This is a genomic window from Pseudomonas sp. W2-17, from assembly GCF_041060445.1.
Taxonomy (GTDB): domain Bacteria; phylum Pseudomonadota; class Gammaproteobacteria; order Pseudomonadales; family Pseudomonadaceae; genus Aquipseudomonas.
In genome coordinates this window covers 208,500-223,217 of sequence record NZ_JAUFNS010000005.1, presented here as the reverse complement: position 1 = coordinate 223,217, position 14,718 = coordinate 208,500, and the positions used below count along the sequence as shown (strand labels likewise).

14 protein-coding genes are annotated in these 14,718 nt (G+C 59.7%); 6 read left to right on the top strand and 8 right to left on the bottom strand.

Annotation, left to right across the window (positions count from 1 at the left end):
• Positions 1 to 58: 58 nt before the first annotated feature.
• The gene (locus tag QWI20_RS08470) at positions 59 to 385 is read right to left on the bottom strand and encodes a glutamine synthetase (RefSeq protein ID WP_369305160.1); all 327 of its coding nucleotides are present in this window, start codon (positions 383 to 385) and stop codon (positions 59 to 61) included.
• Positions 386 to 531: 146 nt separating this feature from the next.
• Here QWI20_RS08470 and zigA point away from each other — a divergent pair, with 146 nt between their 5' ends.
• On the top strand, positions 532 to 1,734 hold the full coding sequence (gene zigA / locus QWI20_RS08465) for a zinc metallochaperone GTPase ZigA (protein ID WP_369305074.1): 1,203 nt from the start codon (positions 532 to 534) through the stop codon (positions 1,732 to 1,734).
• Positions 1,735 to 1,746: 12 nt separating this feature from the next.
• On the opposite strand, the gene QWI20_RS08460 is transcribed toward zigA, so the two are convergent.
• Entirely contained in the window at positions 1,747 to 2,118 is a 372-nt protein-coding gene (locus tag QWI20_RS08460) for an NADH:ubiquinone oxidoreductase (RefSeq protein ID WP_369305073.1), read from the bottom strand.
• 51 nt (positions 2,119 to 2,169) lie between these two features.
• Here QWI20_RS08460 and QWI20_RS08455 point away from each other — a divergent pair, with 51 nt between their 5' ends.
• Complete coding sequence (locus tag QWI20_RS08455; protein WP_369305159.1) at positions 2,170 to 3,132, top strand: GTP-binding protein; 963 nt, start codon at positions 2,170 to 2,172, stop codon at positions 3,130 to 3,132.
• A 20-nt stretch (positions 3,133 to 3,152) separates the two neighbouring features.
• Here QWI20_RS08455 and QWI20_RS08450 read toward each other — a convergent pair whose 3' ends face one another.
• Positions 3,153 to 3,545: a DUF3301 domain-containing protein gene (locus tag QWI20_RS08450; RefSeq protein WP_369305072.1), complete on the bottom strand. Its 393-nt coding sequence runs from the start codon at positions 3,543 to 3,545 to the stop codon at positions 3,153 to 3,155.
• Positions 3,546 to 3,679: 134 nt separating this feature from the next.
• On the opposite strand from QWI20_RS08450, the gene pdxY reads away from it, so the two are divergent.
• Positions 3,680 to 4,546, top strand: coding sequence for a pyridoxal kinase PdxY (gene pdxY, locus QWI20_RS08445; protein ID WP_369305071.1), 867 nt, complete (start codon positions 3,680 to 3,682; stop codon positions 4,544 to 4,546).
• Positions 4,547 to 4,563: 17 nt separating this feature from the next.
• Here pdxY and QWI20_RS08440 read toward each other — a convergent pair whose 3' ends face one another.
• On the bottom strand, positions 4,564 to 5,049 hold the full coding sequence (locus QWI20_RS08440) for an acyl-CoA thioesterase (RefSeq protein WP_122534219.1): 486 nt from the start codon (positions 5,047 to 5,049) through the stop codon (positions 4,564 to 4,566).
• 310 nt (positions 5,050 to 5,359) lie between these two features.
• Here QWI20_RS08440 and QWI20_RS08435 point away from each other — a divergent pair, with 310 nt between their 5' ends.
• Positions 5,360 to 7,114, top strand: a complete 1,755-nt coding sequence (locus tag QWI20_RS08435) for a cation:proton antiporter (RefSeq protein ID WP_369305070.1) — start codon at positions 5,360 to 5,362, stop codon at positions 7,112 to 7,114.
• Positions 7,115 to 7,174: 60 nt separating this feature from the next.
• On the opposite strand, the gene QWI20_RS08430 is transcribed toward QWI20_RS08435, so the two are convergent.
• The 3 genes from QWI20_RS08430 to uvrD all read right to left on the bottom strand — a co-directional run bounded on the left by QWI20_RS08430 (position 7,175) and on the right by uvrD (position 10,954).
• Positions 7,175 to 7,582 carry an SMI1/KNR4 family protein gene (locus QWI20_RS08430; protein WP_065988140.1) on the bottom strand — a complete coding sequence of 136 codons (408 nt, stop codon included), beginning with the start codon at positions 7,580 to 7,582 and terminating at the stop codon, positions 7,175 to 7,177.
• A gap of 128 nt (positions 7,583 to 7,710) precedes the next feature.
• On the bottom strand, positions 7,711 to 8,565 hold the full coding sequence (locus QWI20_RS08425; RefSeq protein ID WP_192174525.1) for a Tim44 domain-containing protein: 855 nt from the start codon (positions 8,563 to 8,565) through the stop codon (positions 7,711 to 7,713).
• A 205-nt stretch (positions 8,566 to 8,770) separates the two neighbouring features.
• Entirely contained in the window at positions 8,771 to 10,954 is a 2,184-nt protein-coding gene (gene uvrD / locus QWI20_RS08420) for a DNA helicase II (protein ID WP_133773942.1), read from the bottom strand.
• A gap of 172 nt (positions 10,955 to 11,126) precedes the next feature.
• On the opposite strand from uvrD, the gene QWI20_RS08415 reads away from it, so the two are divergent.
• Positions 11,127 to 13,193: a putative bifunctional diguanylate cyclase/phosphodiesterase gene (locus tag QWI20_RS08415; RefSeq protein WP_369305069.1), complete on the top strand. Its 2,067-nt coding sequence runs from the start codon at positions 11,127 to 11,129 to the stop codon at positions 13,191 to 13,193.
• Positions 13,194 to 13,310: 117 nt separating this feature from the next.
• Positions 13,311 to 14,177 (top strand): transcriptional regulator HexR, encoded by an 867-nt coding sequence (gene hexR, locus QWI20_RS08410; protein WP_065988147.1) that lies wholly within the window; start codon positions 13,311 to 13,313, stop codon positions 14,175 to 14,177.
• Between the two features lie 102 nt (positions 14,178 to 14,279).
• On the opposite strand, the gene QWI20_RS08405 is transcribed toward hexR, so the two are convergent.
• Entirely contained in the window at positions 14,280 to 14,600 is a 321-nt protein-coding gene (locus QWI20_RS08405; RefSeq protein ID WP_369305068.1) for a hypothetical protein, read from the bottom strand.
• Positions 14,601 to 14,718: the final 118 nt, after the last annotated feature.

The window sequence follows — 14,718 nt, the reverse complement described above, 5'->3', positions numbered from 1 at the left end:
CAGGGAGCCAGCACGGCGTATGGACGACGGAATCTTCCCTGATGCTGCAGGGGTCAGCTCACCGACAACCCATTACCCGGTCGCAGGTGATCTTGGTTCGGCTCCCGCTCGAACTTGATACTCGACTGATCGTCGTCCACCCCACTTTCTGGATGTAACCCACCCACGTCTCGCCGTCCGATGCCAGCCCGGTGAAAAACGTCAGCGAGCCATAACGGCTGTTGGTTTGAGCCCAGCGGCGATTGCCCATGCTCTCAAAGCCGCGCAGGAACATGGTTTTCCCTGCCACCGCCACGGTGTATGTGTTGTTGTCGGCATCGATGCAGGCCAATAGCGTCGCGGTGCGTGTGCACAGCGCCTTGTCCAGCCTGGGCGAGGGCGGCATGGCGAACGCCTGCGTGCTCAACGCCAACAAGCCCACCAATAACCAAAACAACCGAATCATGAAGCGGCCTCAAAAAAGGTTAGCGTCTGTGTATCGTTATACTATAACGTAAAAAGCGAACGCATCCGCACTCTGGTGAAACCTTCATGAACCGCCTTCCCGTTACCGTCCTATCCGGCTTCCTTGGCGCTGGCAAAAGCACGCTGCTGAACCACATCCTGCGCAATCGAGACAATCTGCGCGTCGCCGTGATCGTCAACGACATGAGTGAGATCAATATCGACGGCAGCGAAGTTCAGCGGGACGTCAGCCTCAATCGGGCGGAAGAAAAACTGGTGGAGATGAGCAACGGCTGTATTTGCTGCACCCTGCGCGAAGACTTGCTGGAAGAGGTCAGCCGGCTGGCCCATGAAGGCCGGTTCGACTATCTGCTGATCGAATCCACGGGCATTTCCGAGCCGCTTCCCGTGGCGGAGACATTCACCTTTCGCGACGAGCAGGGCCGGAGCTTGGCCGATGTCGCCCGTCTCGACACCATGGTGACAGTGGTCGATGGCCTTAATTTTCTGCAGGACTTCAACGCTGCTGAAAGCCTGGGCACCCGCGGCGAGTCGCTGGGCGAAGATGACGAGCGGGCGATCACCGATCTGCTGATTGAGCAGGTCGAGTTCGCCGACGTGATTCTGATCAGCAAGATCGATCTGATCAGCTCAGCTGATCGCAGGGAACTGATGGCAATTTTGCGGCGGCTCAACAGCCAGGCGGAGATTCTGTCGATGGTCATGGGCGCCGTACCCCTCGGCAAGATCCTCGACACCGGCCGTTTCGACTTCGAGCGAGCGGCGCAGGCACCGGGCTGGCTCAGGGAGTTGCGTGGCGAACATGCGCCGGAGAGCGAAGAATATGGCATCGCGTCCACGGCTTATCGGGCGCGTCGGCCTTTTCACCCCCAACGCTTTTTCGACTTCCTGAACGCGCCGTGGGAAAACGGCCGACTGCTGCGCTCAAAGGGCTTTTTCTGGCTCGCCAGCAAGCACGAGGACGCCGGCAGTTGGTCCCAGGCCGGCGGCTTGATGCGTCACGGTTTCGCCGGTCGTTGGTGGCGCTTCGTACCCAAGGCGCAGTGGCCGCAGGATGACGAAAGTACTCAAGTGATCATGCGCAGCTGGGAGGCGGAGACCGGCGATTGCCGTCAGGAACTGGTGTTCATCGGGCAGAACATCGACTTTGCCCGGCTGGCGGCAGAGCTTGATCAATGCCTGCTGACCGACGTCGAGATGGCGGGCGGCGTTGCAGACTGGCGCTCGATGCCTGATCCGTTTGGCGACTGGTACGGGGATGCGGCGTGAAACTTCTCGGTCTTACTGCGTTTTCCAGATGCCCTTGCTCTGATGCTCGCAGAACGGTTTGAGAAATGCAGCGTCGCTGGCCACGCCGTAATAGTGAATGTTCTGCCGATAAGGCATATTGGCCACCTGCGCGTTGCTGCACTGGCCAAATGAACCTGAAGGGCACTGTTCCGCGTAGGTGACGTCGGTTTTCTGATCCTTGAGCTGGGGTTTGCAGAAACCGTCATGGAACAGGTCTGGCGGGATGTTCACATTCTCCTGACAGACTTTGACGTCCACTCGCTCGCCTTGGCTGTGCACGACGCACGACTCGGCCCAGGCCTGCGTCGACGTCATCGCCAACAGCGCCCACGCCAGCCCCATGGGCAGCCCGATTGCTCGCATCAATTACCTCCGTCAGCGCTCATTTCAGGAGCGATCTCAAGAATGGCCGACATGCTGCAGAACATCCCCACTCATGTCATCGCTGGCCCGTTAGGTGCCGGCAAGACGAGCCTGATCAGGCATCTTCTCAAGCAGAAGCCTGCGCACGAGCGCTGGGCTGTGCTGATCAATGAGTTCGGCCAGATAGGCCTGGATGCGGCGCTGCTGACGACCGGCGACGATGGTATCGCACTTGGCGAAGTGGCTGGCGGTTGCCTGTGCTGCGTCAATGGCGCGCCTTTTCAAATTGGGCTCGGCCGGCTGTTGCGCAGGGCCAAGCCGGACCGCTTGCTCATCGAGCCCTCCGGGCTGGGGCATCCGGTCCAGCTGATCAAGCAATTACACGAGGCGCCCTGGATCGGAGTCCTGGCGATCCAGCCCACTGTTATGGTCCTCGACGCTCAGGCACTCGCCGAGGGCAAAGAGCTGCCTGATAGCCAGCGAGACGCCTTGGCTCAAGCTGGCCTATTGGTGCTGAACAAATCTGAAGGGCTGGACGCCGTCGCGCGAAAGGCAATCATCGCCGCACTGCCGCCGAACGGACTTTACTGGACCGACCACGGCGTATTGGCGCTGGATTCGTTGCCCGGCATCGAATCCAGCCCCCACGCTGGCTCCGAGAATCCGGCCATCCCCCGGTCATTGCCGCAACTCCCCGCAGTTTGGATAGATCCAATGGCGCCGGTGTGCCTGAGCCAGCAACAGTCAGAAGGCTGTAGCATCGGCTGGCGCTGGCATCCTGAGCGTGTGTTTGATGCGGCGAAAGTGCAGTCCTGGCTGCAAACCTTAGGCTGGCGGCGTGCCAAGCTGGTTATCCACAGCGAAAAGGGGTGGATCTCAGGCAATGCGGTGAACGGGAGTGCGCTGGAATGGACGTCGAGTGAGTGGCGCAAGGACTCTCGCCTCGAGCTGATCTTCCATGGGCCTCAGGACGAGGCCACTTTGCAGACAGCGCTGGCGGCCTGTCTGCTCTGAGACGAGTTATCCACAGAGGATCACTGCTTCCACTTGTTGTGTTCCTGACGCCATTGGCTCAGCTGAATGATCTCGGCGGTCGGTTTCGGGTCTTTGATTTCGAACGGGTAGGGCGCCAGATCGATCTGCGCCGCGTGGGCGCCGAACATCGTGATCGTGCCGGGATGCCGATGCTCACCAGTAACCGTGAACTCGAAGTTATACACCCGCGCCAGGCGCTTGCGGCCCTCATTGTCGCGCTTGAAAGCGAGTCGCTTCAGCGCCACGTTGCCGTCGAGCAACTCAAGATCAAGTTTGGCGCAGTGCTGTTTGACGCGTTCGAGCGCCCGTTCACGCAGGCCATGGGCGTGCCACAGCCAGGCGCCGGCAGTCGCCAGCAGCATGAGGACGAAAATGTTGCCCAGGGTCAGCATGGAAAAGGAACTCCAACAGAAGGCTTGCAGCTTAACTGCGTCGGGTGACAGACAGCCATAGCCCTAAAGTTTAATTTCGCTTCACTTCGTCCGGCATCGCCACTACTGTGCCTTCCCGGTCTCAGGAACCTGTCATGAAACGTACGCCCCATCTACTCGCCATCCAGTCGCATGTCGTGTTTGGTCACGCCGGCAACAGCGCAGCCGTGTTCCCTATGCAGCGTATCGGCATCAATGTCTGGCCGCTTAATACCGTTCAGTTCTCCAACCACACTCAGTATGGCCACTGGGCGGGGGAAGTCCTGGCGCCGCAGCAGATTCCGGCGTTGGTCGAGGGGATTGCGGCGATAGGCGAGCTGGGCAATTGCGATGCGGTGCTGTCGGGGTATCTGGGGAGCGCAGCGCAAGGACGCGCTATTCTGAGCGCCGTTGCGCAGATCAAACGCGCCAATCCACGCGCGCTGTATTTGTGTGATCCGGTGATGGGGCACCCGGAGAAGGGCTGCATCGTGCCGCAGGAAGTGAGCGATTTCCTGCTGGACGAAGCCGCTGCGGTCGCCGACTTCCTGTGTCCGAATCAGCTGGAGCTGGACAGCTTCTCCGGCCGCAAACCCGAATCGCTGCTCGACTGCGCGGCCATGGCGCGGGCGTTGCTGGCCCGAGGCCCCAAGGCGGTTGTCGTCAAGCACTTGGCCTACCCGGGTAAACCCGCGGACGGCTTTGAGATGCTGCTGGTGACCGAGCACGAAACCTGGCACCTGCGTCGGCCGCTTCTGGCCTTTCCCCGGCAGCCGGTGGGCGTGGGCGACCTGACGTCCGGGCTGTTCCTGTCCCGGATTCTGCTCGGTGACGACCTGCGCAGCGCCTTCGAATTCGCGGCGTCAGCGGTGCATGAAGTGCTCCTGGAAACCCAGGCCTGCGGCAGCTACGAGCTGGAGCTGGTGCGCGCGCAGGACCGAATCGCTCACCCGCGCGTCAAGTTCGAAGCGGTCCGGCTGTAAGCCGAACCGGTGCTGGCTTAAACCGGCTCATCCTTGATTTCACGATAACGCTTCTCCAGTTCCTGACGGATCTGGCGGCGTTGTTGTGCCTGCACGTAACGGCGCTTGTCTTCGCTGTTGGCCGGTGTCAGCGGCGGTACGCTGGCAGGTTTGCGCTGGTCATCCACCGCCACCATGGTGAAGAAGCAGCTGTTGGTGTGACGAACCGAGCGCTCGCGGATGTTTTCGGTCACTACCTTGATGCCCACTTCCATGGACGTATTGCCGGTGTAGTTGACCGACGCCAGGAACGTGACCAGCTCGCCGACGTGAATCGGCTCACGGAAAATCACCTGATCCACCGACAGCGTCACGACATAGCGTCCTGCGTAACGGCTGGCGCACGCGTAGGCCACTTCGTCGAGGTACTTCAGCAGCGTCCCGCCGTGCACGTTGCCGGAGAAGTTGGCCATGTCCGGGGTCATCAATACAGTCATCGACAGCTGGGCGTTTCCGGGTTCCATAGCGTTGCTCACGGTCTAAAAGGGTCAGAAGGCACCTTGCTCGGGTGCTCGAATGCAGATTGGCGACAAAGCCATCGATACCGGGACGCCAACGACCGCTCCGCCGTCACGCCCTGTACCCATCTGTTTCCATATATTGCACTGGCTTCTCCCGCTTTTGTGCGGTGTTAACCTGCGGAAGCCCTTGGATGGGGTAAATCCTGCGTCTCAGTCAGAATATTCAGGCTTCGTTGGCGAGTTTTCGTACAGCAGTCGTCTCTCTTTCAGACGGATACGCGTATTTCATCGATTGCCAGCAGGAGCAGCGCCCATGCATGCCATCAGTTTCATTCAAGACCTGGCTGTGATCATGCTTGTGGCTGGCGTCGTAACGGTGGTGTTTCATCGGCTCAAGCAACCGGTGGTGCTGGGCTACATCGTGGCCGGCTTCATCATCGGTCCGCACACCCCGCCGTTTGGCCTCATTCACGACGAGGACACCATCAAGACCCTCGCCGAACTCGGCGTGATCTTTCTGATGTTTTGCCTCGGCCTGGAATTCAGCCTGCGCAAGCTGTTCAAGGTCGGTGCGACGGCGTTCATCGCCGCGTTTCTCGAAATCATGCTGATGACCTGGATCGGTTACGAAATCGGCCAGTTCTTCGCCTGGAACACCATGGACTCGCTGTTCCTCGGTGCCATTCTGGCGATCTCGTCCACCACCATCATCGTCAAGGCGCTCAATGACCTGAAGATGAAAAACCAGCGCTTCGCCCAGCTGATCTTCGGCGTGCTCATCGTTGAAGACATTCTCGGCATTGGCATCATCGCGCTGTTATCGGGCATCGCCGTGAGCGGCACGGTCAGTTCCGGGGAGGTGTTTTCAACGGTCGGCAAGCTGTCGCTGTTCATGATCGTGGCGTTGGTCATCGGTATTCTGGTCGTGCCGCGCTTGCTGGCTTACGTCGCGACATTCGAAAGCAACGAGATGCTGCTGATCACGGTGCTAGGCCTGTGCTTCGGGTTTTGCCTGCTGGTGGTCAAACTCGAGTACAGCATGGTGCTGGGGGCGTTTCTCATCGGTGCGATCATGGCCGAATCCAGGCAGCTGGCGAAGATCGAGCACCTGGTCGAGCCCATCCGTGACATGTTCAGCGCGATCTTCTTCGTCGCGATCGGCCTGATGATCGATCCGAAGATTCTGCTCGATTACGCCTGGCCCATCGCGGTGATCACCGTCGCTGTGGTACTGGGCAAGATGATTTCCTGCGGGCTTGGCGCTTTCATCGCCGGCAACGACGGCAAGACCTCGCTGCGGGTGGGAATGGGGCTGTCACAGATTGGCGAATTCTCCTTCATCATCGCAGCGCTGGGGATGACACTGCAGGTCACCAGCGATTTCCTCTACCCGGTCGCCGTGGCGGTCTCCGCGATCACGACGCTCTTGACCCCTTATCTCATCCGCGCAGCAGACCCTCTGTCCCACACGCTGGGCGCCATTGTTCCTGCGCGGATGGCGCGTGTGTTTGGTCTGTACGGAGAGTGGCTGCGCAGCATTCAGCCACAGGGGCAGGGCGCCGTGCTGGCGGCGATGATCCGAAAAATCCTGCTGCAGGTCGGCATCAATCTGGCGCTGGTCATCGCCATCTTCTTCACCGGAGCATTCTTTGCGGAGCGGATTGGCGTGTATTTCAGCGATTGGGTCAGCGATGTGGGGCAGCAAAAAGCCTGGATCTGGGGTGCGTCGTTGCTGCTTTCACTGCCGTTTCTAATTGCGGCTTACCGCAAGCTAAAGGCGCTGTCGATGCTGCTGGCGGAGATGAGCGTGAAGCCGGAGATGGCGGGCAGGCACACAGCGCGCGTCCGTCGGGTAATCGCCGAAGTGATCCCGCTGCTGTCTTTGCTGGTGATTTTTCTGCTCATCGCATTGCTGTCATCCAGCATGCTGCCGACGCGCGAATGGCTAATGCTGATTGTTGTTGTGGCGGCTGTGGTGGCTGCCGTCCTGGGGCGCTGGTTCATCCGGGTGCATACGCGCATGCAGATCGCATTGTTTGAAACCCTGGGCAATCATCCAGAGCCCTGAATTGTAAATCAGCGTTGAGGTGCGTGCCTCAACGCTGATTCAGGGGAGCGGTTGTGCTTCTCAGCTTTCCAGCCAGACGTCCCGCGCCCAGTGCCAGACGGATTCCCAGCTTTCTTCGGTGACGAGTTCTTCTTCGCCAGACCACAGCACCACAGTGCCGTCTTCTTCAACGCAGTAGTAATCCTCGCCGTCCTGGCAGATCGGGATCAGCTCGCGGGGTACACCGATATCCCAAGCGGTCGCTGCCACTTCCGGCAAATACGTATGGGAGCCCGGATCGGTGACGGTGACAGGCTCGAGGCTACCGTAGACCACGTCGCTGACGGTCAGCAAGAACTCCTTGAAGACGAAGGGGATATTGATGAACAGCTGCTCTTCAACCTCGACCAACTGATCTTCATCAGGCAGCTCGAGCGGGACAGGGACCGGTTCATTGGCTTCACGGAGTTGTTCGATGACTTCTTCCACGACGTGGATCCTCTAACGATTTGCGCGGGTTATACAGTAGCTCAAAGGCATCGCCAAATTAACTTGGCTTCTATAAAAAGCAGAACCCCGGAACAAGTCCGGGGTTCAATTGCAGCAGCTCAGCGGTATTAGCCGTTCTGGCGGATACCTGCCACCAGCCAGGGCTGGTTGTCTCCTTGGGCGCGTTCCATGTTCCAGCTCTCGCTGAACACTTCGCCCTGATCGAAGCGCGACGTTTTCGACACACCGCTAAACGTCAGCGTGGCGATGGTCTTGTCGGCGCGATCATCCAGACCGTCAAGTTGCACGGTGAGGTTGTCGATGAAGGTGGACTGGAAACCGTCGCCCAGATCGGCACGTTCTTTTTTCAGGAACTGCAGCATTTGCGGGGTCACGAACTCGGAGATCTTGTCCATCTCGTTCGCGTCCCAGTGCTGTTGCAGCGACTGGAAGTGGCTGCGGGCCGCTTCAATAAAGCGTTCTTCGTTGAACCAGGCTGGCGCGTTGATCACTGGACGGGCTGCCGCTGCTGGAGCGGAACCGCCGAAGATCGAATTCTGTGCCGGTTGTGGCTGTTCGAAGGTTTCGCGCTGATAAGGAGCACCAGCAGGGGCCATTTGTGGCTGCTGTTTGCGTCGACGCGCTGCGATGAAGCGGAAGATCACGAAGGCGATGATCGCCATGATCAGGATGTCGAAGAACTGCATGCCCTCGAAGCCACCGCCCATGAACATGGAGGCCAGAAGACCACCGGCGGCGAGACCGGCCAATGGACCCAGCCATTTGGAAGCACCGCCCGCAGCAGGCGCAGGACGGCCGGCGGCGTTAGGTGCAGCGGCAGGAGCGGAAGGAGCTGTTTGACGCGCCTGGTGACTTGGCGCCGAACCCATGCTCTTGCCACCACCGAAACGCGCAGCATTGACGTCGAGGCTCATGGTGAGCCCGATCATCAGTGCCAGAGCGATGCTAAGAAAACGTTGCATAAGGGAATTCCCGTTTGTGGATTGCACGCGCGCCATGTTGCACAGGACAAATGGGGATGACCAGCGGCCATATGTTTCCGGCTTTTGCGTGAGTCTTCACCTGCCTGCCCTACTTGGGTTGTAGGCAGGTGAAGAAAGTTCTGTAGGAAAGATGGGGGGTGGATGTGGGAATGCAAGGGGGCATCAACGCATCGTCAGTTGCCGATCACACCGGCTCGAGCTTCGCGTACCCCAGCATCAGCCACTTGCTGCCTTCCGAGAAATTCACCTGGACCCGTGCCTGAGCGCCCGAGCCCTCGAAGTTGAGGATCACACCCTCACCGAACACCGCGTGCTGCACGTGCTGACCCAGAGAGAACTGGCTCTGCGGAATGGCTTCGCCGTCGAACAGACGACTCGGGGCCATGGTTTTGGAGCCGCCGAATGGCCGCGTCACGCTGTTGGACAGCCGCACTTCCTGAATCAGATTGGGCGGGACCTCCCGTACGAAGCGCGAGACCTTGTTGTAGGTTTCGCTTCCGTACAGGCGTCGGGTTTCTGCATACGTCATCACCAGATGCTGCATGGCGCGGGTGATGCCCACGTAAGCCAGACGACGCTCCTCTTCCAGGCGCCCCGGCTCTTCCAGGCTCATCTTGTGCGGAAACAGGCCTTCTTCCATGCCCACCAGGAACACGTACGGGAACTCCAGACCCTTGGCGCTGTGCAGCGTCATCAGCTGAATGCTGTCTTCGTGCTCATCCGCTTGGGTGTCGCCCGCCTCCAGGGAGGCATGGCCGAGGAATGCAGCCAGTGGCGTCAGGTCTTCCTCTTCGTCGCTGTTCTCGAAGGCGCGCGCGGCGCTGACCAGTTCCTCAAGGTTTTCCACCCGGGCCTGGCCTTTCTCGCCTTTTTCTTCCTTGTGGTACGTGATCAGGCCGGACTGCTCGATGACCGTTTGGGTCATCAGGTGCAGCGGCATGTCTGCGGCCTTGGCGGCGAGGTTCTCGATCAGTTCGATAAAGGCGCCCAGCGCCCCAGCCGCACGACCGGTCAGGCCTTTGTTGGCGACCAGCAGGCGCATGGCCTCCCACATCGACACGTCGGCATGGCGCGCATGCTCGCGAATCGCTTCGACGGTTTTCTCGCCAATGCCGCGCGGCGGGACGTTGATGACCCGCTCCAGCGCCGAATCGTTACCGCGCCCGTCCAGCAGGCGCATATACGCCATGGCGTTCTTGATTTCGGCGCGCTCGAAGAATCGCTGGCCGCCGTAGATACGGTACGGGATGCGCTCGCGCAGCAAGGCCTCTTCGAGGACCCGCGACTGGGCGTTTGAGCGATACAGAATGGCGATGTCGCTGCGCGCAAGACCGGTCTTGATCGCGCTCTCAATGGTCTCGACCACGTAGCGCGCTTCGTCGTGTTCGTTGAACGCTGCGTACAGATTGATCAGCTCGCCATCGCCGACGTCCGTCCACAGTTCTTTGCCCAGACGCCCGGTGTTGTTGACGATCAAGCCGTTGGCGGCCTTGAGGATGCTCGCGGTAGAGCGATAGTTCTGCTCCAGGCGAATGGTCTCGGTGTCAGGGAAATCTTCGGAATACTGATGAATATTCTCGATCTTCGCGCCGCGCCAGCCGTAAATGGACTGATCGTCGTCGCCGACCACCATCAGGCTGTCGCCACCCTGGGCGAGCAAGCGCAACCAGGCGTATTGAACGGCGTTGGTGTCCTGGAATTCGTCTACCAGCACGTGACGGAAGCGACGCTGATAGTGCGCAAGCAGGCTCGGGTTATCGCGCCATAGGTCCAGCGCGCGAAGCAGCAACTCAGAGAAGTCGATGACGCCGGCGCGCTGACAAGCCGCTTCATAGGCCTCATAGACCGACTTCATGGTCGTCAGAAACAGGTCGCCCGAGGCCTGAATGTGTTTCGGGCGCAGCCCTTCGTCTTTTTGGCCATTGATGAACCACTGCGCCTGCCGTGCCGGCCAGCGCTGCTCATCCAGATTCAGCTCGCGCATGACGCGCTTGACCAGTCGCTGTTGGTCATCGCTGTCGAGGATCTGGAAGCTCTGGTTCAGACCCGCCTCCTGCCAGTGCGCCCGCAGCAGGCGGTGCGCCAGGCCGTGGAAAGTGCCCACCCACATGCCGGCCGGGTTGATACCCATCAGCTGCTCGATGCGATGGCGCATCTCCGCGGCCGCCTTGTTGGTGAACGTTACCGACAGGATCGAGTGCGGCGAGGCGTTCTCGACCTGGATCAACCAGGCGATACGGTGCACCAGCACACGGGTTTTGCCGGAACCAGCGCCGGCCAGGACCAACTGACGACCCACGGAGGCAGCTACGGCCTGGCGTTGGGCATCGTTGAGGGAGTTAAGCAGAAGGGAGAGGTCATCGCGCATCGGGGCATTCTAGGGTGCCGTGAGGGCATGGGCAAACCCTAACGCTGGCCGGTCATGATGTGGCCGGTCCCATTTTTGCCGTCTGTAGATTTTAATTGATGACTGTTTGGTCTCGACGATCCCTTGTGTATCCTCCGCGAACGTTCAAGGCCCCCCAATTATAAGAAACGCCATGACCTTCAGTTCCGAAGCCCCGGCAGACTCCGTGGCGACACGTCGTGTCATCTGCAAGCAGTTCGCGACCCAGCTTGCCGTCGAGCGCACCCGCCTTCTTTATCAGGGATCGCTGCTGCCGACCCTGTTCATGTTCATCAATGGTCTGCTCTGCGCCTGGCTGCTCTGGAGCCCCGAGCGTTACGTGCTGGTTGGCGTCTGGCTGGGCTGGCTGTCAGCGCTGGTGTGTCTGCGCGTGCTGCAAGTCGCAGCGTTCAGGTCAGCATCACTCGATCGTCGATCGCAGCCGATCTGGAATCGCATGTTTCTGGCCGGCGCCTGCGTCAGTGGGTTCACCCTTTCCAGCGCTGCGCTGGTGCTGATGCCGGCGCAAAGCCTGGCCCAGCAGGCGTGGGTATTCGGCCTGATCGGCGCTGCGACGCTGTCTGCCAGTGTGGCCTACGCCGTGAGCATTCCGGCGTTTCTCACGTTCACGCTGCCATGTCTGCTGCCGCCCATTCTCTATCTGTTCTGGACCGGCGACCCCCAATGCCATGGCTGGGGCTGGCTCGGACTGATTCTGCTGCTGGCGCTTATCGTGGTGGCTGCGCAGGTCAACCGTTTGATCGAGCGGGGCCTGATCCGGCGATTTCAGAACGTGGCGCTCATCGAGCACCTTCAACAGGCCCAGGCCGAAAGCGACGAGCTCAACCGCGAACTGACGCGCCAGTACGAAGAACGTACGCGTTATCTGACCCATTACGATGAGCTGACCGGCCTCGCCAATCGCGCGCTGTTCAATGAGCGGCTGCGTGAGGCCAATCAGCGTGCGCGTCATGGCGGGCGCACGCTGGCTTTGCTGCACATCAACCTTGATCGCTTCAAATTGCTCAATGACAGCCTGGGTCACGATACCGCTGACCAGTTGCTTCGCCTTGTCGCGCGCAGGCTCAACGCCCATGTCACCGATGCCGATACCGTCGCGCGTTTGTCAGCGGACGAGTTTGCCGTGCTGTTCGACAGCCACGGCAACCTGACCACACTGGCGCGGATCACGACGCGCCTGTTGGCAAAACTGCGCTCGCCGATATCGGTTTGCGGCCATGAGTTGGTGGTCAGCGCCTCCATCGGCATCGCGTTGCTGCCGGGTTCTGCACGGGACATCGCCGCGTTGGTCAGCCAGGCAAATATGGCCATGCAACACGCCAAACACCTGGGCGGCGACAATTTTCAGTTCTTCACCGAAAGCCTTGAGGCGGGCACGCCGGGTCGTTTGCAGCTGGAAATCCAGCTGCGTCGCGCGATTGCAGAAGAGCAGCTGGAGGTTTTCTATCAGCCGAAGCTGGAGCTGGAAAGTGGTCGCCTGAATTCGGCGGAAGCGCTGGTGCGCTGGCGTCATCCCGAGCGCGGTCTGATTTCGCCCGGCGAGTTTATCGGGTTGGCGGAGGAGACCGGCCTGATCGCCAACATCGGGGAGTTCGTGCTGCGTAAAGCGTGTCATCAGGCCTGCGAATGGCAGCGGGAGGGGCTCGCTCCTATAAGGGTGTCAGTCAATCTCTCTGTGCATCAGATGCGTCAGGGCAAGCTGGTCAGCCTCGTTCGGCAAGTGCTCGAAGAGACCGGGCTCAAGCCCGAATACCTGGAGCTTGAGCTCACCGAGAGTCAGCTACTGGAGAGCGTCGAGCACATCATCACGACGTTTCAGCAACTGCGCGCACTCGGCGTAAAACTGGCCATCGATGACTTCGGCACCGGCTACTCATCGCTGAGCTACCTGAAACGTTTTCCGGTGCACTGCGTGAAGATCGATCAGGTTTTTATTCGTGGTCTGAATGAAGGCGCAGAAGACGCTGCGATTACCCGGGCGATCATTGCGATGGCCCACAGTCTTGACCTCCGGGTGGTGGCCGAAGGCGTGGAAGATTGCGAACAGTTGGAGTTTCTCAGGTCTCACGGTTGCGACGAGGTGCAAGGCTACTTGATCAGTCGGCCGGTGGAGGCCAGCGTCATGGGCGGCATCCTGCGCAGTCGGCTGACCGGCCCCTGGAGTCCTGTGCGAAAAGCCCTACACTACAAAGCGACCTGAGCCTCAGCAGCGATCGGCTGACCGCAGCGAGATCGTTTAACTGTGCGGTTTGCAGGTCATGTAGTATAACTACAAGAAAGCTACAGCCCGGCCCATCCTTCACTTGAGTCCTGTCCTTTGAATCTGTTGCAGCACATCGCCCAGTCACGCCATCTCTTGCGCAAGTCGGAGCTGAAAGTAGCCGATCACGTGCTGCTCGATCCGGCGGCCGTGATGCACAGCTCCATGGCCGATCTCGCCCATGCGGTCGGTATCAGCGAGCCGACCATCGTGCGTTTCTGTCGCGCCATTGGCTGCACCGGCTTTCAGGACCTGAAACTCAAGCTGGCGCAAAGCCTTGCCGCTGGCGCGAGTTTCGGCCAGTTCGCCATCCACGAAGACGATTCCGTCGCCGATTACAGCCTGAAGATTTTCGACACCACGCTGCACACGCTGATAGAAGTGCGCGAAAAGCTGGACCCCCATGCCTTGCAGGCAGCGGTGACGGTCATGGCGGCGGCGCATCGTGTCGAGTTCTACGGTTTCGGCGCATCGGGTGCGGTGGCGGCTGACGCCCAGCACAAGTTCTTCCGACTACTGCTGACGGCGGCGTCCTACTCCGATCCGCACATGCAGGCGATGTCGGCTGTAACGCTCAAGCCCACCGACGTTGCGGTGTGTATTTCCCAGTCCGGTCGCTCAAAGGACCTGCTGATCACCGCCAATCTGGTGCGCGAAAGCGGCGCCAACCTGATCACCCTGTGCCCGAGTCAGACGCCACTGGCCGAGCTGTCCACGGTCAATCTCGCCATCGACGTGCACGAAGACACCGAAATCTATACGCCGCTGACCTCGCGTATTGCGCACTTGGTGGTCATTGATGTCCTGGCGATGGGCGTTGCAATGGCGCGCGGTCCGAGCCTGGTCAATCACCTGAAGAGCGTGAAGCGCAGCTTGCGCAGCCTGCGGTTGTCGCCGAAGTCGATCAAATCGTCCGAGGACTGATCGTCCAGCGCTATTTACTTAATGTGCAGCGGACCCACAAATAAAAACGCCAGCCAGAACAAATCTGGATGGCGTTTTTTATATCAAGACTGGACCGATTGATTAATACACGACTTCAATATCATCAATACGGATCAACTCTTTTCCCTCACTGAAAATAGTCACATGAGTGGTGTTGTCATAGCCGGCTACCGAGTATGTAACGGTTTTTTCGGTGAGAGCCGCTGCGCCTGCGCCCGTTTGTTCCAGTTTAAGCTCCAGCCTCAGACCCATGGACTTGTCCTGGACGGGTGGCAGCACGAGAACAGCCTCAGTGGCGCTGTTCTCTACGGTGACGGTTCCTGTAACTATCAGGCTTGCACCTCCAAGCGACGGCATTTTGTTGATACGTGCGGACCAGTTTTTAGTATCGATAACGTTCATGGTGTAGCTCCTTGAATAAGAGAATGTGTTTTGCTTCCTGCCCGCTGACATTAATCCAGAAATCGAGGACGTGAACTTGCAGTGTGTTTCAAATGATTGAGACGGAGTTGGGCGTGCA

What these genes read in the sequence shown, in the direction of transcription:
- QWI20_RS08470 (WP_369305160.1), bottom strand. Translation starts at nt 385, where the DNA reads ATGCCGCCCTCGCCCAGGCTGGACAAGGCGCTGTGCACACGCACCGCG.
- zigA (WP_369305074.1), top strand. Translation starts at nt 532, where the DNA reads ATGAACCGCCTTCCCGTTACCGTCCTATCCGGCTTCCTTGGCGCTGGC.
- QWI20_RS08460 (WP_369305073.1), bottom strand. Translation starts at nt 2,118, where the DNA reads ATGCGAGCAATCGGGCTGCCCATGGGGCTGGCGTGGGCGCTGTTGGCG.
- QWI20_RS08455 (WP_369305159.1), top strand. Translation starts at nt 2,170, where the DNA reads ATGCTGCAGAACATCCCCACTCATGTCATCGCTGGCCCGTTAGGTGCC.
- QWI20_RS08450 (WP_369305072.1), bottom strand. Translation starts at nt 3,545, where the DNA reads ATGCTGACCCTGGGCAACATTTTCGTCCTCATGCTGCTGGCGACTGCC.
- pdxY (WP_369305071.1), top strand. Translation starts at nt 3,680, where the DNA reads ATGAAACGTACGCCCCATCTACTCGCCATCCAGTCGCATGTCGTGTTT.
- QWI20_RS08440 (WP_122534219.1), bottom strand. Translation starts at nt 5,049, where the DNA reads ATGGAACCCGGAAACGCCCAGCTGTCGATGACTGTATTGATGACCCCG.
- QWI20_RS08435 (WP_369305070.1), top strand. Translation starts at nt 5,360, where the DNA reads ATGCATGCCATCAGTTTCATTCAAGACCTGGCTGTGATCATGCTTGTG.
- QWI20_RS08425 (WP_192174525.1), bottom strand. Translation starts at nt 8,565, where the DNA reads ATGCAACGTTTTCTTAGCATCGCTCTGGCACTGATGATCGGGCTCACC.
- uvrD (WP_133773942.1), bottom strand. Translation starts at nt 10,954, where the DNA reads ATGCGCGATGACCTCTCCCTTCTGCTTAACTCCCTCAACGATGCCCAA.
- QWI20_RS08415 (WP_369305069.1), top strand. Translation starts at nt 11,127, where the DNA reads ATGACCTTCAGTTCCGAAGCCCCGGCAGACTCCGTGGCGACACGTCGT.
- QWI20_RS08405 (WP_369305068.1), bottom strand. Translation starts at nt 14,600, where the DNA reads ATGAACGTTATCGATACTAAAAACTGGTCCGCACGTATCAACAAAATG.